This window comes from Roseomonas sp. BN140053, from assembly GCF_047690175.1.
GTDB lineage: Bacteria > Pseudomonadota > Alphaproteobacteria > Acetobacterales > Acetobacteraceae > Roseomonas.
Window position 1 is genome coordinate 1 of sequence record NZ_JBLLEB010000058.1, and the last position, 16466, is coordinate 16466.

At 56.6% G+C, this 16466-nt stretch carries 20 protein-coding genes; 8 read left to right on the forward strand and 12 right to left on the reverse strand.

Annotation, left to right across the window (positions count from 1 at the left end; translation table 11 throughout):
• The 4 genes from ACLIBK_RS24350 to ACLIBK_RS24365 all read left to right on the forward strand — a co-directional run.
• Nucleotides 1–874, forward strand: an 874-nt coding sequence (locus ACLIBK_RS24350) for a type IV secretory system conjugative DNA transfer family protein (protein ID WP_415389899.1), incomplete at its 5' end; no start/stop codon positions are given.
• A 2-nt stretch (nucleotides 875–876) separates the two neighbouring features.
• Nucleotides 877–1545: a hypothetical protein gene (locus ACLIBK_RS24355; RefSeq protein ID WP_415389900.1), complete on the forward strand. Its 669-nt coding sequence runs from the start codon at nucleotides 877–879 to the stop codon at nucleotides 1543–1545.
• Nucleotides 1546–1790: 245 nt separating this feature from the next.
• Nucleotides 1791–2318 (forward strand): hypothetical protein, encoded by a 528-nt coding sequence (locus tag ACLIBK_RS24360; protein WP_415389901.1) that lies wholly within the window; start codon nucleotides 1791–1793, stop codon nucleotides 2316–2318.
• A gap of 325 nt (nucleotides 2319–2643) precedes the next feature.
• Complete coding sequence (locus tag ACLIBK_RS24365; RefSeq protein ID WP_415389902.1) at nucleotides 2644–3081, forward strand: hypothetical protein; 438 nt, start codon at nucleotides 2644–2646, stop codon at nucleotides 3079–3081.
• Nucleotides 3082–3543: 462 nt separating this feature from the next.
• Here ACLIBK_RS24365 and ACLIBK_RS24370 read toward each other — a convergent pair whose 3' ends face one another.
• From ACLIBK_RS24370 to ACLIBK_RS24380, 3 genes are all read right to left on the reverse strand, one after another.
• Nucleotides 3544–4422 (reverse strand): macro domain-containing protein, encoded by an 879-nt coding sequence (locus tag ACLIBK_RS24370; protein ID WP_415389903.1) that lies wholly within the window; start codon nucleotides 4420–4422, stop codon nucleotides 3544–3546.
• Nucleotides 4419–4919, reverse strand: coding sequence for a TIR domain-containing protein (locus ACLIBK_RS24375; protein ID WP_415389904.1), 501 nt, complete (start codon nucleotides 4917–4919; stop codon nucleotides 4419–4421). The genes ACLIBK_RS24370 and ACLIBK_RS24375 overlap by 4 nt, the downstream gene beginning before the upstream one ends.
• 122 nt (nucleotides 4920–5041) lie before the next feature.
• Complete coding sequence (locus ACLIBK_RS24380; RefSeq protein WP_415389905.1) at nucleotides 5042–5638, reverse strand: recombinase family protein; 597 nt, start codon at nucleotides 5636–5638, stop codon at nucleotides 5042–5044.
• Between the two features lie 129 nt (nucleotides 5639–5767).
• On the opposite strand from ACLIBK_RS24380, the gene ACLIBK_RS24385 reads away from it, so the two are divergent.
• Nucleotides 5768–6751, forward strand: a complete 984-nt coding sequence (locus ACLIBK_RS24385; RefSeq protein ID WP_415389906.1) for a hypothetical protein — start codon at nucleotides 5768–5770, stop codon at nucleotides 6749–6751.
• A gap of 489 nt (nucleotides 6752–7240) precedes the next feature.
• Here ACLIBK_RS24385 and ACLIBK_RS24390 read toward each other — a convergent pair whose 3' ends face one another.
• The 3 genes from ACLIBK_RS24390 to ACLIBK_RS24400 are packed head-to-tail and all read right to left on the reverse strand — an operon-like array spanning nucleotide 7241 to nucleotide 8542.
• A complete protein-coding gene (locus ACLIBK_RS24390) occupies nucleotides 7241–7981 on the reverse strand; it encodes a hypothetical protein (protein ID WP_415389907.1) in 741 nt (246 codons plus the stop codon).
• 25 nt (nucleotides 7982–8006) lie between these two features.
• A complete protein-coding gene (locus ACLIBK_RS24395; RefSeq protein ID WP_415389908.1) occupies nucleotides 8007–8300 on the reverse strand; it encodes a type II toxin-antitoxin system RelE/ParE family toxin in 294 nt (97 codons plus the stop codon).
• The gene (locus ACLIBK_RS24400) at nucleotides 8297–8542 is read right to left on the reverse strand and encodes a type II toxin-antitoxin system ParD family antitoxin (protein ID WP_415389909.1); all 246 of its coding nucleotides are present in this window, start codon (nucleotides 8540–8542) and stop codon (nucleotides 8297–8299) included. Before ACLIBK_RS24400 ends, ACLIBK_RS24395 begins: the two co-directional genes overlap by 4 nt.
• 125 nt (nucleotides 8543–8667) lie before the next feature.
• On the opposite strand from ACLIBK_RS24400, the gene ACLIBK_RS24405 reads away from it, so the two are divergent.
• Complete coding sequence (locus ACLIBK_RS24405) at nucleotides 8668–8832, forward strand: hypothetical protein (RefSeq protein WP_415389910.1); 165 nt, start codon at nucleotides 8668–8670, stop codon at nucleotides 8830–8832.
• A gap of 129 nt (nucleotides 8833–8961) precedes the next feature.
• Here the strand turns inward: ACLIBK_RS24405 and ACLIBK_RS24410 are convergent, their stop codons facing one another.
• The 6 genes from ACLIBK_RS24410 to ACLIBK_RS24435 all read right to left on the reverse strand — a co-directional run bounded on the left by ACLIBK_RS24410 (nucleotide 8962) and on the right by ACLIBK_RS24435 (nucleotide 13697).
• A complete protein-coding gene (locus ACLIBK_RS24410) occupies nucleotides 8962–9705 on the reverse strand; it encodes a hypothetical protein (protein ID WP_415389911.1) in 744 nt (247 codons plus the stop codon).
• Nucleotides 9706–9765: 60 nt separating this feature from the next.
• Nucleotides 9766–11490, reverse strand: a complete 1725-nt coding sequence (locus ACLIBK_RS24415; RefSeq protein WP_415389912.1) for a relaxase/mobilization nuclease domain-containing protein — start codon at nucleotides 11488–11490, stop codon at nucleotides 9766–9768.
• Nucleotides 11480–11851 (reverse strand): plasmid mobilization protein, encoded by a 372-nt coding sequence (locus ACLIBK_RS24420; protein WP_415389913.1) that lies wholly within the window; start codon nucleotides 11849–11851, stop codon nucleotides 11480–11482. Before ACLIBK_RS24420 ends, ACLIBK_RS24415 begins: the two co-directional genes overlap by 11 nt.
• Nucleotides 11852–12300: 449 nt before the next feature.
• The gene (locus ACLIBK_RS24425; RefSeq protein ID WP_415389914.1) at nucleotides 12301–12828 is read right to left on the reverse strand and encodes a helix-turn-helix domain-containing protein; all 528 of its coding nucleotides are present in this window, start codon (nucleotides 12826–12828) and stop codon (nucleotides 12301–12303) included.
• A gap of 249 nt (nucleotides 12829–13077) precedes the next feature.
• Nucleotides 13078–13377, reverse strand: coding sequence for a helix-turn-helix domain-containing protein (locus ACLIBK_RS24430; RefSeq protein WP_415389915.1), 300 nt, complete (start codon nucleotides 13375–13377; stop codon nucleotides 13078–13080).
• On the reverse strand, nucleotides 13374–13697 hold the full coding sequence (locus ACLIBK_RS24435) for a type II toxin-antitoxin system RelE/ParE family toxin (protein WP_415389916.1): 324 nt from the start codon (nucleotides 13695–13697) through the stop codon (nucleotides 13374–13376). The genes ACLIBK_RS24430 and ACLIBK_RS24435 overlap by 4 nt, the downstream gene beginning before the upstream one ends.
• A gap of 750 nt (nucleotides 13698–14447) precedes the next feature.
• Between ACLIBK_RS24435 and ACLIBK_RS24440 the strand changes: the two genes are divergently transcribed.
• Nucleotides 14448–15263, forward strand: a complete 816-nt coding sequence (locus ACLIBK_RS24440; protein WP_415389917.1) for a replication initiation protein — start codon at nucleotides 14448–14450, stop codon at nucleotides 15261–15263.
• A 328-nt stretch (nucleotides 15264–15591) separates the two neighbouring features.
• Nucleotides 15592–16466: type IV secretory system conjugative DNA transfer family protein (locus tag ACLIBK_RS24445; protein WP_415389918.1), on the forward strand; the 875-nt coding region annotated here is incomplete at its 3' end.

The window sequence follows — 16466 nt, forward strand, 5'->3', positions numbered from 1 at the left end:
GCTCGAACCGCTCGAGGGCGAGGATGCAAAGCCGACCAGGTCGTTTGACGCGCTCGAGGAGGCGATGCGGGGCAATGATGCGTGCGAGGGGGTGATCCGGGCGGCCGCGGCTGATTTCTTCGAACGCGCACCCAGGGAACGCGATTCCGTTCTCTCCACCACCCGCCGGCACCTCAAATTTCTGAACTTCCCGGGCATCAGAGAGGTCGTGCAGGGGGGAGGGGTCGATCTACACCAGCTGAAGACCAAGCCGACAACGATCTATCTTTGCCTGCCCGCTCGCCATTTCGGGAGCTGTTCCCGCTGGCTTCGGTTGTTCATCAATCTGACGCTGCAAGCCATGGAGGAAAGCGACGCGCCGCCGGCCGGCGGCGTCCCGGTGCTTATGGTGCTCGATGAATTCGCAACCCTCGGCCGCATGAAGCAAATCGAGGAAGCGGCCGGACAGATTGCGGGCTTCGGCGTCAAGTTGTGGCCAATCCTGCAAGACCTGGGACAGCTCAAATCGCTCTATGAGGATCGATGGGAAACCTTCCTCGGCAATGCCGGCATTGTCCAGTTTTTTGGCAATAATGATCTGACGACGCTCGATTGGATCTCCAAGCGCTGCGGGAGGACCACTATCAGGACGCGCAGCGATTCCGCTCTGACGATGCAGCAAAGCCGCCAGGGATCGACGGGCGAAAGCTGGCGCAGCGAGACGCATCCGCTGATCGACCTGGCCGAGAGTGCGCGAATATTCGGGCGCGACGACAAGTTTCTGAGGCAACTCATCATATGGGCCGGCCGGCCGCCGATCGTTTTGCAGCGGGCCTATTACGACAAGCACGAGCTGTTCCAGCCGAACGGCGCTGCGCTTTTCGATAAGGTGTAGCCATGGCGGAACAAGTCAAAAAGCCGGACCAAGCACCGAAACCGGAGCGGGTGTTCAAGAAGGATATCGGCAAATGGCCGGCGGTGTATCAGCTCGGCCCAAATTCATATGAGGTCGTGGCGCGGTACAGTGATCCGCGCCGAATTACCCGGATGATCTTCCTTTCGCATGTCCCGCCCGCGCTGCTGGCGGTTTATATGTTATTGCAGATAGATAAGGTGAATTTCCCGTTTATCTTCGCGGGGGTGCTCGGTGAATGGATGGTCATTTTCCTCCTGCTTCGCAACATCCTCACAGACATGCCGTTCCTTATCAAAACCACAACCCGAATCAAGTTTGAGGGCGGGCGGATTAGCTGGGGCGAGCATGTCATTCGCTCGGACATAGCGCGCCAGTTCCGCAGCGATCGGCACCGCAGAGCTGCGTCCGAAATGAGGACGCAGCAAGGGCCGCAGGGCAAGAGCGGCTGGGCTATCTACCAATTCAGCACAGAGGTTTTCATCGATACCGGGGAGGGCTGGATGCACAATCGCCTGGTAGCGGAAATCGCAGATGATGAAAGCGGCGAATGGGGCCATATGCTGAGTTCGACATTGCGCTTTGTCGATCGGCAATCGAGAGCGGCCGTCAATCCGACCATGCGGGCAACCGCGCATATGGTGGAGTTCTGACCCGTGAAAACGCTTATCGTCCTGGTCGGGATGCTCGTTTTCAGCGTGGTCTTTGGCACGCCGCATGTCCTCATAGAATACCAGTGCACGGGTACGGTAGGCCGGTGCATGTATTATTCGCGTTGCGATTATCTCGGCCTGGAAGGCTGGCAGCGCAACAATAACGGTGATTGTCCCGTCATTCGCCTTTTCCCGATTTCATGGAGTCCATTTTCGGACGCACCGGCCAGGAGGAACGTCGCGCGATGACTGACACGTCGAACCGGCTAGTCATTCAGCCCATGCAATGGGCCTGCCTGCCAGAGCTGCACGAGACCGCGCCGCTCGATGACAGCGACCATGCCTGCATGGTCGAGCTGCGCGCGGTTCTGGCGCGTCACGGCAAGCTCGGCCGCTTCGCCCTGCACCTGGCGCACCGGCATTTCGAGCTGGCACCAGGGGAGGTGTTGATCGAGCGGCCTGACCCTGACGGCCGCACGCAGCATGTGACGGCCGGCCGTCTCGATCATGTGCCCGATGCGGTGCCGACGACCTGGCTGTTCGAGGACGGCCCCGACATGCTCGCCTCGGGCTATGCGGGGGCAATTTACTGCGTCTGCACGAGTGACAGCCCTTACGCCATGGGGGCCTGTGCCTTCCACGGCAAATCCAACTCACCAGGCCCCGCCCAGCAAAGGGAAGAAGAGGCGAGGCGGCAACAGCCTAGTGAGGAGGAAAAGGCCAAGCCTCGCCGCCGTCGCATTGAGCGTGACGACCAAGAAAACGAACGGTGAGGGCGCGCCGCCATGTTCGAGGCAATCTTTCGCATCCTGCCCGACTGGATGCTTTCAATTATCGTTGCCTGCCTCTTTTGGTACGGACTGCACTACCTGTTTTTGAGCGACTACGTCCTAGAGAGAAATTACCTTGCTCTAACGAGGCAGGTAGGCCAAGTGCAAGAGGTGCCGCCGGATATCCGAGCTAGATTACAATGCATGGTGACGGCCGTTAGGCGGGCGGCCACTGCTAATAAATTCGAATTCGCTCTTTACACCGCAAGCTTTGGTTTCGTCCCGTACCATCCGGACATGGGCAGTTTCCTTGAAGAAAGGCAGATTAATGTCAGAAACTGCAATTAGGGCCGGGGCAAAGATATATTACAAGGATAGGCGGTTTCTGATTTCGTCTGTCCAGGCGCGTTCCCCCTGGAAAACCTATCGCACTAACCGCATTGAGAAGGTTTCTGTGCGGCGTGATCCGTTCTTTATCACTCTGGCGCTCTGCATCCTTATCTGGTTTTTCATCGTCACCTTCATAAAGCCGGGCGTGTTCGTAAACGCTCTTATCCTGCTCGCCTTGGGCGCACCTGCTTATTTGACATACCGCATTGGCATCTTGATGGTCACGACGAAAGCGCTCTCTGAGGTCGCCTTTATCGGTGATTATGCCGTCATTCGAAAGGTCCGGACCGCGATCGAGAAGGCTTTGCATGACCACGATTCAGGGGATTCCGGCCTTGCGGCGCATGATGACGCAAGCGACGATGATGACGATTAGCGATCCAGGTGCCGACATACCGTTTTAATGCTGGCTTTTCAGCGATCGGCAATTCAATAATTCGGGGATCTTCGATTATCATCTAGTAGATTGATGGCAAAGCGCCCGTTCAAAGCTTCTCCCCCCAAACCACCGGCTGATACTGCGGCCGCTGCTGCTTTCATCTGCTCCTATGCGGTCGAGCTGTACGACCGCAAGGATGGCACGGGCGCGGATTGGCGGGCAGTGACAGAGGCTCTATTCCGTGCCGCGTTCGAGACCCTGGACAAGCTGCCTGACGAGGCGTGCCGGTCTGTAGCTAGACGCGTCCATGAAGGATCATATGGGCGGGTGACGGACGGGCCGGGGGCAAGTGCCGTCGGAAGTAGGACGGATCTCGATCGCACACGATCGGCTGAGCCGAATATTGCGGACCTGAAGCCAACCGGGCCAGGGAAATAAATCTGCGCCTAGCCCTCTAGTTCAAATATGCAGACTTTGGCTCAGGTAATCTCGAATCTGGAAAAGATTTAGTGAGAAGCGGGCTGCATCCTCAGGCCGCGATACAATCGTTAATTTGTTAGAAAAAATGGTTTGCTGAGAAGCGTCTGCGAATGATTGCGCAATTTTTTCAACGATTTTTTTGCGAGGTATCGCAACCCGCCCGCGACCTGTGCCTACCAAAGGCATAGCGATATCTCCACGCTCTCCTTTAGCAGCCATGTTTTTCCATAATCCTTCGAGGGCTTCATCGAGAATACGAGGGTCTGAATAAGCGTTGCGGGTCGGCATCATATGAGCCATTGCGAGAAGATAGAAGTGCTTCCCGTTTGCATCGATCCGGGCAACAGTTCCTATAGGATATTCCTTCTTTTTGCCTGGCCGTGTATTGTTAACTGTAAAGCTTTCTCCTGACAAAGACGCTTCAATTTGGCGGTCAATTTCAGCAGTCTGACCATTGAAAACTTTCAACGCGAACTGCCCTTGTAAGCTCTCGGAGGAAATCAAGCCGCTGGCAATATCCGTGTCGAACGTGGAATTCGAGCTTATGATAATCTCTCCGGGCATCTCGAAAAGATCACCAATTAAAACTTCGAATGTCAGGTCCTTTTTTGGAGCTTTGTATCTGACGCGGCTCACTGGCCTCCTGTTAAGCAAGACGTAGACAATTGAAATTCCAAGCATTATTAGCAAAGCATAACTATGATAATCATCTTTCTTATATATCTTGAATGTATCTAGGAGTTCAACAAATAGATAGAGAGTACCAACAACTGTAAGTATTTTAGCTACAGCCTCAGCAGAAAATAAAGCATACTTCCAGTATGATAAAGTCCTAATAGAATCTAGAAAGTACTTCATTTACTTATCTTTTCGTATGTTTCGTCTTTATAGAAATATGCTCCTGTGTTCCCGTTATTTTTGTGTTTCTTGTGGGAATCTGGCCAATGATCCATTGCGTATTCAATTATATCGTGCTCGAAAGGAACGTAAATTGCCAACTCCTCTCGAATTGTAGGGGGGCAACGAGCGTCCTTTTTCCTGCTACCGTTGAGATTAACGCCTACAATCGGAAGATCAAGTTTTAAAGCTACTTCCATTTCCCACTTAACGAACTTAGTTAAGTATCGAGTTTTCTCACCAATAAGCACGATCAAAAGTTTCGAATTAGCAAAACGCTCCCGCAGTTGTTTTTTGATACTTTCTTCCAGACTACTATCACGCGCTGTGTTAAGATCATGAGCATTATGAAAGTTCATAGAAAACCCATCATGAGCTTTCCAAGCGGTCATTAGCCGATAGTAGTGCATATCTTCATCGCCATCGAAAGCGATATAAGTTTTATTACGGTAAGCCATAAACTTTGTTCCTATCTTATAGGTTGGATCGCTTCCTAAGTGTCTGATAATTTATCAATATGGATAAAAGCCTCTAGCGGCAACTTGCGATGCCAAACCGAATCGGTTCCGAGGAAGTTTCGCTAAACAAGTCCTTCCTGACTAGCGGCTATCTTCGTAACTCTGCTGATGGTCGCCTTGCTGACGTTATAGCTGTCAGCCAGCTCTTGCAGCGTCGCTCCATCCTGCCGCCTCTGCCGGGCCTCTGCGGCCTGCTGGACGGTCAAGGATGAGGGTCGGCCCATATGCTGTCCTCGGCCCTTGGCGCGGCTCCTGCCCTCTGCTGTGCGCGTCCTGATAAGGTCACGCTCCACGTCTGCCAGCCCTCCCAGGACGGCCAGCATTAGCCGCCCGGTGCTGGTCGAGCTGTCGGCCCATGGCTCAGCCAGTGACCGGAACTGCCCGCCTGCATCAGTGATGCGCTTGACGATCGAGAACAGGTCGAACGTCGAGCGGGCCAGGCGGTCAATGCGTGTGACTGTCACCACGTCACCAGGAGCCAGGGCTTTCAGCATCCTTTGCAGCTCGCGGCGCTCGGCCTTCGCGCCTGACGCCTTCTCTTTGTACGCTAACGCACACCCTGCCGCCTTCAGCTGCTCAAGCTGGGCGTCGAGCGTCTGCCCGTATGTGCTGACGCGGGCATATCCGATGATGCGGTTTTGCTGGTTTATTTCGGTCATATCTTCTGCAAAGCGTAACCCATTGAAGGCAATGGGTCCAGCTGTGTTTGCAGAAGTCTTGATTTTTGCATCAATCGTAGTTCAGGATGGGTACTTGCGACCGCATATACACTGATGATCAATGGCGCCATGAATTCTGAAGCCGATCCTGCTCAAGCATCGCCTCGCGATACCACTTCTAGCGCTGAAGAAGAGGCGCGTTTGCATGCAAATGAACGAGAACTTCCTTTAAAGAAGCCACGTTCGGGAGAACTATACATTTGGGTACTACTTAGTATAGTTCCAATCCTATCTATGTTTCCCTATATTCTTATAGGATATATTAGTTTCGAGAGGATAGTTTCTGCTTTTTTTACATCCACAATCATTTTGACTATCCCATCGTTTAGCAGAAAGATTTTCGGAGCATACCCATTTGCTGCAATTGTTTTGGCGGCCCGTGATGTTAGGAAAACTCCTCCTTTCCTCAGCAGCGATATTTTGATTCAAAAATCGAGGGGGATCGTTGTTGCGCCTGATAATGTTGGCGTCACCGAAAGATCTGTTAGAATTGATCCCCGGAAACTTCTAGAGGAGTTCGCACGAGATTCTACCCGCGTAGCCAATCAAATCTACACAAGGGCAGGCGTTTATCTTATGGCCGGCGCATTCATTGCCCTACTCGGCATTGGAATTTTCTACTTCAGAACAGTGTCAATTGAGCGAAACGATAGCACCCTTAACCATCTTTTAGACCTCATTCCTGGATTTGGCGTCCTTTTTTTCGTTGAATTTGTTGCTATATTTTTTCTGCGCCAGTATCGGGCCGCCATGGATGATTTTCGATATTACGATGCTGTCCGACGGCATAGGGAAGAAAGCCTGATAATCTTATATATGTTCTCGGAAAACCCAACATCAACTGCTACAGCAGATGTTCTTAAAGCTATGTCCATCTACTCTACCGCCGGACGGCTTGGGAAGGATGAGACGACAGAGATGCTCGAGACACGAAAGCTACAACGTGACGAACTTATACTGTTCGAAAAAATGGTTGAAGCATTGAACTCCTTCCGCGAACGCCGTTCGACAACGCAGGAAGCTAGTGCCTCAGGGGGCAGCACGGGCCGGTGATAGCGCCACCAAGGGAGCGGTCTCTGGGTTGCTGCTGCGGCCTTGCTGGCATGGGCGTCTTGGCCGTGCCAAGCACGAATTCCATATTGGCAGTTATCACTCAATCCCCGCCTGTGCAGCCAGATAAAAGCTAGGTCGGAAGCACAGCCTGACTGCGCTTCCGACCGTAGCCAACTGTTGCACTCAGGCTCTTTAAGCGGCAGACCTCCTGGCGAACTTCGATATCTATCATTGTGGGTTGTTTTTTCTACAACTTTTGCACAACAAGGAACTGATTTTTACAAGAGATGAAATCCTAACGGGAGTTCCTAGGCAGCTGGCTCTTCAACTACCTCACCCGTTCCGGAATGCCCTGGAAAAATCTCTCCGCCGACACTCTATGTTTAGGACTTCTAGTGCCCGTGAAATGTGGCGCGACTTGAACTCCCCCGCATAATTGCCTTACCTTAGTTTGTGACGGTCTATAGCTTCCAGGCAAAAGCGTTCATCTTAATGTTTTACTGTGCAGATTCTAACACCGCTTTGACTTTGAAAGCCTGCCTGGAATTCGTTCACATCTCTGATCTCACCTAAATCGTAAACACAGAAAATTATTGTTTTGTATACTGAGAGGTATGCAGCTATGTCAGCACTCATTTCTTCTACACACTTCGATATTCCAGACTTTTCTCTGATCAACTTCACTTCCATAGCTGTTTGCACGTTAGGAAATACAAAATCGGGGATAAATTCTTTTCCGGAAAACTTCACTTTTCCCGCCTCTCGATCGTAAGTTATGCCCTTTTGATAACCTCTTCCCACTAGGAGCGTTTCTATGGCATTTTGGACGTCTAGTTCTCTTTCTGGTTTAGAGAATATTACTTTTCTCAAGTTTGCAGTGATTAAGTCCTGGATTTCCGATTTTGATATGTCATCTTCAAAAGCATATGCCGACAGCAAACTTCCAAGGATAAGAACATCCGCATAGACCATGTCGAATATTTCTTTCTGAACCGGCCAGACTGTGTCACCAGAACCTCTTATATTATCGAGATTATAGCTACTTAAGGAACTATCTCGGGTTATCTCTGCATATTTTTGAACGAACCCATTGTAGGCGCGCGCATAACTCTTGAAGGCCCCCCATTTTCCATGGTCTGGCGTAGTTCCGCCAATCACAGCATCCATTGCTCTGCGCAGACCGTCGACTCTAATGGAAAGATCTTTGAGCAGTGCAGCGTTTTTAGCCATATTCTTCCCATTCATTTTTTAAGCGTTAGAGATGGCTCGACACGTCCATGCGTTGATGTAGCACTCGGACGATATCGAGCCTCCCATCATCCATAATGCGGAAGAACAGGACGTGTGAGCCTACCGCTGCCTTGCGGTATCCGGCACGGATCTCGTCGGCTGGGCGGCTCCTCCTAGTGCCGGCCGCCAACTCATGGCAGGCGTCGCGGATTGCCAGTACGTAGTGCTCTGCCTGGGCCTGGTCCCATCTCTCGGCCGTGTAGTCCCAGATGCCCTCGATGTCGGCTTGAGCGGCCGGTGATAGGATGAAGCGGGTCATTCAAGCTTCGGCTGACGCTTGCGAGCTATGAAGGCGTCGAAGTCGAAAGGGATCGAAGGGCCGGATTCCTCGCCCTCGATCAGCGCTGCGCGAAGCGCCTCAAGTTTGGCTTCCTGCTCCTCGAGCAGTCGCAGACCGGCCCGCATCACGTCGCTTGCGGAACCGTAGCGGCCACCTTGCACTTGGCGGTCAATGAAGCTGGCGAAATGGTCGCCTAAAGAGATTGACGTGTTCCGAGGCATGGCTGGCCCTCCTTCCTGCTCCCTATCATATACCAATTTTTGGTACATGGCTATGATGGGCCTGCATTTTACGAAACGGGGTTTGGCACTGGATAGCGCCGCTCGAACTCCTGCCACTGCTCCCGGTGACGCTGCGCCAGGTCGGCCGGCATCTCCTCGCTGCGGCCGCTACCATCATGTGCCTGGGCGAACTCGTGATCCTGTTGCTCGATCAGGGCGACGTGGGCCTGTTCTCTGTTTTGGACAGCTGCGGCAAAGCCGGAAGGAAGGCGATTTTGATGGAATTCTGACATGGAAAACGAACGCTGTTGAGGACGGGCAAGCGACACTAAAATAGAACAAACCGTATATGCACGGATATTCGTCATAGCCGCGCCAGGGCATGTAGAATATTGCTTTCCTGGAACGTTAAGACAGATTTACAGCTCCCTCCCCTGCCCCGGTTCGTCTCGGGTGTATGCCTCTCTTTCGGCCGCTCGCTTTTCCCTGATTTCCGCCAAGGCTTGCAGCCGTCCCGGTGTCCACTCTGAAGCGTTCACGGCCGCGCTGAACTCCTGGGTCGGCTGTGGCGCGGTCGGCGCGGTCGATAGTGCCGCTGCTTCTGACGCCTCCATCCCTTCGAGGTGTTCCGCTGTCGGCCGCGCCCTCTCTACTCCTTTTCGGAACGCTTCTTTCGCTGCTCCCGGCCGTAATCCGGGACGGTCTAGGGCGGCGTCGTGGAACCGGTAGGTTACCCGGCTCTGCTCATCCCTTCCTGTCCTCGCGGCTTCGGAGAATGTCGCTTTGACCTTCTCGGCACGCTGCCGCTTCTCAATATCGAGGAGGACGGCTTCCCGGGCAGTGACGATCTTCTCAACGCGCCGCTGATAAATCGCCTGTGCCGGCTTAGGCACGCTGTTGCGCCTGGTGAGGGCTGGAACTCTGCCGGCTGTCGTTATGAACGGGATGTTGAGGATAAAGCGCGGCTTGTCGCGCTGCTTCTCGATGGTTCTATCGAGGTGGCTTTTCGCCTCGGCAATAAGCTTCTGCTCTCTGCTAAGGGCGGTCAGCGCCTCCTTGAAGGCCGCTTCGGTCGTGAAGCGGCGGCGCAGCTCGGTTTCAGCTATGGAGTTAAATGACGGGGCAATCGAAGGCGGCGGCGGGTTTCCGCTCTTTCCGACCATCCGGGATTCTCCCTCTGGAACGAAAATCGGTCATTGCTCGGGCCGTTCTCGGCCCGCCTGTCAGTCCCGGCCGCGCCCCTGGTCGTAGTTTCGGGTGTCAGCACGCTCGGCCGCTCTTTTCGCACGGATTTCCGCTAAAGCCTGACGCCTTTCCGGTGTCCAGGCGCGGCTCGCCTCGCTCGATAGGGTGGATTTCGGCTTAGTCGCCTGCTGGGGGGGCTGTGCGGCCGTCTTGCGGCCGGCGGCCTCGCTTCTCCCCTCTGTGGCCTCCCCTGCCCTTTCCTGGCGCTCGGCGCGTGGCTGGCGCGGCTTGCGGTCGCGGCTGCGGCCGAAGCGGTCTGATGCCTGTTCCTCGCGTCCTGTAGGGGCGGCCTTCTGCTTCCCGGCCGTCTCCTGCTGGCGATCGGGCGGGCGGGCATAGGCGGCGGCGTGCTTGCTCCATGCCTCCTTGCCCTCGGCTGATAGCTGCGACCTGATTGTCCGGCTGTTCTCCACCTGCTCCCAATGTCGATCGAGGAGCGCGGTACGGAGCTGCTGCGTCTCGCGGTCGAACGTCGCCAGCTCTGCCGATCGCATGGTTTTCAGGCGTTCGGCACGGTCGCGCCTGCTCTCTCGCGGGACGGCCTGGCCCTGGCGAAGATCCTTCCCCCATCGGTCGCCACTGGCGGCCTTACGCTGTGCCAAGTCGAAACGCTGCCGGCGTGCGGTCTCATTGAGCGCCAGCCGGGCAATGGTCAGAAGAGATTCCCCCCTGGCTAGCCTGCGGGCATTAGCCAGGCGGCCGAATAAACCGCGCTCCCGCTTCTCGAACTGTGAGCGGGCGCGGGCAAGCTTCTGCCGCAGGCTGTCGTCAAACTTGCGGATGGGTGCCGGCTGCCGTGGCTGAGGTGTCCATATCGCGTTCTGCGCCTCGCGGAATTTCTGATAGATCGCCGCCCGCTGCGCCTTCCTGTCCTCTGTCAGCCGGTCAAGCTCGGCGGTTCGTTGCGCGTTCCCCTGCTCCTCGGCCTTCTTCACCGCCTGCCAACGGGCGGCCAACTCCTCCCGGAGCTTGACCGCTGCCGCTTCCCTCGCCTGCCGGTTGTCATTGCCTGCCACTTTGCGGGCGTGCCATTCCGGGCGGCTCGTTTTCGCGGGCTTGGCGGCCGTCGATCGATCGGGGGACGCTGCCGGCCTCTGTGCCTTTACAGCTGCGTTGAAACTGGCCTGCCGGCTGGTCTGCTGCTGTTTCGCCTGTTTCGCCTGCTCAAGCGGGACGTGCCAGTTCGTCCCGTGCTCCTTGCTATAGTCGATCGCCCATTGTTTCAGGGACTTCCAGCTATTGGACAGGCCGGCATAAAGGCCGCTCTGCGGGTTGACGCGATTGACGATGATATGGACGTGCGAACTATCCGTATCGGTATGCGACACAATGAGCGCCTGGTGATCCTCTATCTTTAGCAGCTTCAAGGTAGACCGGGCCGCGTCGAGCATGTCGGCGCGGCTCGGTCGCTCGCTCTCGTGCCATGCTAGGTAATAGGTGAATACCGGCTTCGTTCCCTGGCGCCCGCCTTTCGAGATGCCGGCGGCCTCTTTGAGCGCGGCCGATGCCTCGGCCGTGTTCATCATCTCGAACCAGGCGTGCCGCGCGTTATTGGTCGCCAGGTTCCGCAATTCCAGCACATCGACGCGCTTATCCGTGGTCGGGTGCTCTGCCCCCTCCCCTTTATCATTCAGATAATAGGCAAGAGCGCCTTTGAATGAGGTTCCGGTTCCGCTCGTGGATCGCCGGAAGTCAGCATACATCGGCCCGCGCCCGATCGAGGAAGGCGCGGATATCGGCCGCCAGCTCGTCCAAGCCCTCGGCGCGGCTGGTGTCTCCGGTCGTATTCAGGACGCGGGCAATCTGGTTCACGTTCGAACCCAGCAAGGCCAGGTGGTGCAGGGCTACGGGGTCGAAGGCCGCTTTCCGCACGGCCGGCAGGCGGACGGCACGGGCAGACTGGCGCAGAAATTCGGACAGGCTGAGACCGGCGGCCGATGCCCTGGCCTCGATCTCTGACGCCTCGGCAGGGGTTACACGGACACGCAGCAACCCGTTACGCCGTTGCCCGTCCGTCCGGGGACGGCCTGGCAGCCTGGGGGAAATGGAGCGCTTCTCACTCAATCTGTCCCTCCTACCTGCCACTGTTACGGGGTTTCAGGGGGCGTCCCCCTGATCCGGTCCGCCGGGAGGCGGGCCGGGCCCTCGCGGGGTGTCGGGGGTGCCCCCTGACCAAGCGTTTTGTGGCAACAAAACACTAGCTTGCTACCGAACACGGGCGGAACGATATCGCTAACAACTTAGGGTTTTCCACAACTTCTTGCGCCAGGTCATGAAACACTGAAACGGGGCCAACCTGTAGCAAGCGAGGGGGCTCTGCCCCCTCTGGCCTGACGGCCATTCACCCCCGGGATATTTGCAGCACAAGGATGATCCAGGGTACGATATCGTACGGTACAGGCAGGGATGCCGATGACCGTGCACGGGGATAACCCGGAAGGCTCTGGCAGTGATGCCGGGGCCTTCTCCGTTTTCGCCCTGCCCTTCCCGGCTGTCGATGCAGCTCCGGGGATCTAGCCTCGTCCTCTCAGCACTGCCCAGGCGCGCGATAACCGGCCTCCCTTGAGCTGTGGTTCCGGCTCGGGTGGTGATGGTGCTGCTGGTGGCGGTGCCGGCGTGATGATCGGCTCCGGAACCGCCTTCTCATGGGTCAGGAGCTTCACGCTAGCGGCCTGCTCCTCGATGACGCCTAGAAGCCGGTCGCGCTCTCCCCGCAAATCGTCCCGGTCGCGCTTCAAATCCTCGATCTGCCCGGTAAGCAGGGTTCGTTCCCGCTCCCGTTCCTCGCGCAACAGGTCAAGTTCACGCTGTAACCCCCCTGTTTCTGCTACTGTTTCAGGCGTTACAGATCGTTCCATATGGGGTTGCGTGCTACTGTTTCTTGAAACGGCAGGATACACCCTATGCAGCTCAGCCGGGTCGATCTGGTAAGAGCTGTTCTCGTGAGACACGAACGATATCTTGCCGCTTTTCAATGCTCTACTGATGGTCGCCTTACTGATGCCTGTTGCCTTTGCCGCTTCTCCAAGGGTGTAATACATGCCCGTTCCATATCGTTTCATTAGTGTTCCGTGCAACTGTACCAGCAACGATATGATGTAACACCCTGATATAACAGCCTATCCACAGGAAACGGTTGCATGAAACAGCGTCGGCAAGGTGAGGGGAGGGGGGAGCCTGGGTCAATCGCGCCGCTAAGCCGTGATTTTTGAGGCTGTGATGCGGTCAAGCCAGTTGCCGGCCCTTCCATAGCCAAACCCGGACAAGCGGCTGTACGGGTCAGAATCTGGCTAAGCGGGCTTGTGAGTCTCGAAGCTGATCCGCAGTCGGGTGCCGGTTGCCTTAGCGAAGCGTTCAAGGGTGCGGGTCGAGGGCATGTTCCGGCCGCTCTCCAGCCGGGCAATGACGGCCTGGGTGGTTCCCATGGCGGCCGCTACCTGTTCCTGCGTCATGTTTGCCTTGGCGCGTGCATCGATTAAAGCGGATGCGAGGGTAAATTCCTCTTCCAAAGCATCATAGGCCGCCAGGAAAGACGGGTCTTTCTTCCAAGCCTCGAAAGACTCCTCGACCGGAATATATTTGCGGGTCATTCTACCTCCTTCGCACGGCGAAGTGCTGTTTCTATCTCGCGGCGCGGTGTTTTCTGCGTTTTCTTTGGAAACACATGCACAATGACGACACGCTTGCCTGTTGCGGTGACGTAGCAGGCGCGGGCGATGCCGTCTTTTCCCTTCATCCGCATCTCCCAAATCGGGCCTTGCAGATGCTTTACATAAGGTTCGCGCATCCTCTCCAAGCCATAACTGCCGATCATTTCCACGATCCGCTGAAACGCCGCTCGGATATCCTGCGGCATGGCTTCAAGCGCCTGTTTTACGTCCTCGTCCAGATATTCAACGCGCCAGTTCATACTACAATATACCATTTTTGCAATAAATTACAAGTCCCGTGACTCTGCCAGCCGAATTCACATCGGCCGCCTGCCTGTTTCTTCCCTAGGCCATGTTCCTTGTTCGGACCGTAAAAGCCCTGTTCCTCGTCCCGTCCCTACAATCCATCAAGAACGGAGCGTGCCCAGCTCTGTCAAAGGCGGCCAAAGGCCGGGACCGGAGCCACGCGCAGACTGCACCTTTGCAGTCGAGCATGGCGAGGACCCACCCTTTGAGAGAGCTGGGCACGCGGAGTTATGCTGTCTGTAGGTCGGGAGGGCTGCCCTTCCTTCCTTGCGTGCCGTCAGGCGCGCCTAAACATGGTTCAGCCCGTCAGGGCTGTCCGCTTCCCGCTACTTCGCGCGAGGGATCGTCACCGGATGGCCGAGACGGTTTTACCGGCTCGGGGAGGCTCAGCCGACTAGAGCCTGGTCCTCCCGGGACGCGCCCTTATCGTAACCGATCGGGGGAGGGGGAGCGGGGCGGTTTTCCACAGCCTGCGCCTCTTTTCTAAATTCTGATTCTTAAGTTCTAAGATTCAGGAGCGGCAAACCCGCTGGAATCAGCCGTTTGCGAGCGCCTATCATAACGTTTGGGGGGCCTATCGTAACCGATGGGGGGAGGGGATCGTAACCGATGGGGGGACCCATCATAACGGATTGGGGGGGTCTCTCGTGACGCAAGATAACGTAACTCTTGACCCGCGTTACGTTATTATGCACGGTTCCGTGATGAGTCTTGCTGTCGCGCAAAAAACCAATGTGGAAGGCTTCGTAAAACCGGGCGAGCTGGTTGATATGCGGGCAGGTGCGGACCTGTCTTTGCAGGACCGTCGCGTGTTCAATCTTCTGATCGAGAATGCCTGGTCGGAGATCGGGGAAGCCAAGACCCACACTATTGCCATCGCCAAGCTGCGCGGCCCGCATCACAAGGGGGGCGAGAGGGTGGCGGATAGCGTCTCGACCCTGATGACGACGCTCGTTGAGATTCCTGCCACGCTCAACGGCGAGCCTGCCATCTACAAGACCCAGCTTCTCGGCCCGACAACCCAGGTGATCGACGAGGCCAGCCCGAAGGCCATGCTGGTCTACAGCTTCCCGGAAGGCTTGCGGGACATCATCAAGGACAGCCGCTACTGGGGACGCATCAAGGCCTGGGTGATGTTCTCCTTCACCTCGAAATACGCCCTGGCGCTCTACGAGGCGGTCTGTCTGAGGGCCAATCTGCGCGTCGATGAGCAGGTTTTCACGGTCGAGGACTTCCGGGCGCTGCTGGGCGTCGAGAAGGGTCAGTATCCCGGCTTTCCCCAGCTCAAGCAGAAGGTGCTGACGCCGGCCGTCGCTGAGGTCAACGCGCTCTCGGATTTCAACGTCGAGATTCATCCATTGCGGGAAGGGGGCTTGATGCGCGGCAAGCTGACCGGCTTCCGCCTGTGGTGGGAGCGCAAACCGGCCGAGGAGTGGCAGGCTGTGCTCAACGAACTGGACCGGCCCAAGCTGGGACGGATGGCGCGGGCACGCGGAACGGTCGAGACGATATCCTCATGAGGTCGGACAGAGCTGAGAAAGCCGAGAGGATCGCGCAGCTATGGGCGGAAGCGTCCAGTGATGCGGCGGCGGTGCAGGCTGTCGCCTCTTACTTCAACATTTCGCCGGCAAAGGCCTCAGTAGCTTTACGCCTGGTTGTTGGTGAAGCGTGGCGGGTTTGGGGCTTGGAGCCGGGTTCTAGCGATGTGGCTCGTCTGCGAGGGAAGACGGAGACGGTCGTCTGAGCAATCTGTAGTTTTTGCGAATTCGTATCATTTTGCGACCATCATAGTTGCGTTGCCGTTTGTAACTGACCCAGGATGTGTGCCTGGCTGTCGGGAAGCGGTTCATGGCGTGGTGGCAGAAGGATACGCCCTCTCAAGCGGCGCCAGTCGAGAATGCTGCCGAGACTGCTGCCGATAATCCTGTTGATATCCTGGCCGACCTTCCACGCGGAGACCCGGCCAGAGCGTTCCAGGATGACGACCCGACCGGCTTCAAGCCGCCTTCGGATATGTTCGTCCTGCCGGACCAGCTGACGGCCGTCCCAGACCTCGCTTATCAAGCCGGCTCCATCTTCCTCGGCGTGGTCAATGGCACCATGGCGAACGCGAAAGAGCCGCGTAGACGCCATGTCTCGGGCGGGCATGTCCTCGGGCTGAATGATGACCGCCACATGGTCACGGTCGCTGGCTCCAGGGCAGGCAAGGGCAGGGCGGCCATTGTCCCGAACATGCTGCTCTATCCCGGCTCGGTGCTGGCGACCGATCCGAAGGGGGAGCTTGCCACCATCACGGCGCGGCAACGGAGTGAGGGGCTAAACCAGTCCGTCTACGTCCTGGATCCGTTCAAGATCGCCAAGGGTAACGCGCAACGCTTCTGGGCTTCCTTCAATCCGATCGCCCTGATGCGGGAGGAATTGCTTGTCGAAGATGCGTCGCTCATTGCTGACGCGCTCGTCGTAAAGGCGGACAAAGACCCGCATTGGGACGAAAGCGCCCGCACCTTCATTGAGGGGGTGATCCTGCATGTCCGCACCTCGCCGGATCATGAGGATGAAAGGTCGCTCGTCACCGTCCAGACGCTGATTGCCGAAGGATCGCTCGAACCGCTCGAGGGCGAGGATGCAAAGCCGACCAGGTCGTTTGACGCGCTCGAGGAGGCGATGCGGGGCAATGATGCGTGCGAGGGGGTGATCCGGGCGGCCGCGGCTGATTTCTTCGA

Coding starts and splice junctions, on each gene's coding strand:
- ACLIBK_RS24355 (WP_415389900.1), top strand. CDS start 877: ATGGCGGAACAAGTCAAAAAGCCGGACCAAGCACCGAAACCGGAGCGG.
- ACLIBK_RS24360 (WP_415389901.1), top strand. CDS start 1,791: ATGACTGACACGTCGAACCGGCTAGTCATTCAGCCCATGCAATGGGCC.
- ACLIBK_RS24365 (WP_415389902.1), top strand. CDS start 2,644: ATGTCAGAAACTGCAATTAGGGCCGGGGCAAAGATATATTACAAGGAT.
- ACLIBK_RS24370 (WP_415389903.1), bottom strand. CDS start 4,422: ATGAAGTACTTTCTAGATTCTATTAGGACTTTATCATACTGGAAGTAT.
- ACLIBK_RS24375 (WP_415389904.1), bottom strand. CDS start 4,919: ATGGCTTACCGTAATAAAACTTATATCGCTTTCGATGGCGATGAAGAT.
- ACLIBK_RS24380 (WP_415389905.1), bottom strand. CDS start 5,638: ATGACCGAAATAAACCAGCAAAACCGCATCATCGGATATGCCCGCGTC.
- ACLIBK_RS24385 (WP_415389906.1), top strand. CDS start 5,768: ATGAATTCTGAAGCCGATCCTGCTCAAGCATCGCCTCGCGATACCACT.
- ACLIBK_RS24390 (WP_415389907.1), bottom strand. CDS start 7,981: ATGGCTAAAAACGCTGCACTGCTCAAAGATCTTTCCATTAGAGTCGAC.
- ACLIBK_RS24395 (WP_415389908.1), bottom strand. CDS start 8,300: ATGACCCGCTTCATCCTATCACCGGCCGCTCAAGCCGACATCGAGGGC.
- ACLIBK_RS24400 (WP_415389909.1), bottom strand. CDS start 8,542: ATGCCTCGGAACACGTCAATCTCTTTAGGCGACCATTTCGCCAGCTTC.
- ACLIBK_RS24410 (WP_415389911.1), bottom strand. CDS start 9,705: ATGGTCGGAAAGAGCGGAAACCCGCCGCCGCCTTCGATTGCCCCGTCA.
- ACLIBK_RS24415 (WP_415389912.1), bottom strand. CDS start 11,490: ATGTATGCTGACTTCCGGCGATCCACGAGCGGAACCGGAACCTCATTC.
- ACLIBK_RS24425 (WP_415389914.1), bottom strand. CDS start 12,828: ATGTATTACACCCTTGGAGAAGCGGCAAAGGCAACAGGCATCAGTAAG.
- ACLIBK_RS24430 (WP_415389915.1), bottom strand. CDS start 13,377: ATGACCCGCAAATATATTCCGGTCGAGGAGTCTTTCGAGGCTTGGAAG.
- ACLIBK_RS24435 (WP_415389916.1), bottom strand. CDS start 13,697: ATGAACTGGCGCGTTGAATATCTGGACGAGGACGTAAAACAGGCGCTT.
- ACLIBK_RS24440 (WP_415389917.1), top strand. CDS start 14,448: ATGAGTCTTGCTGTCGCGCAAAAAACCAATGTGGAAGGCTTCGTAAAA.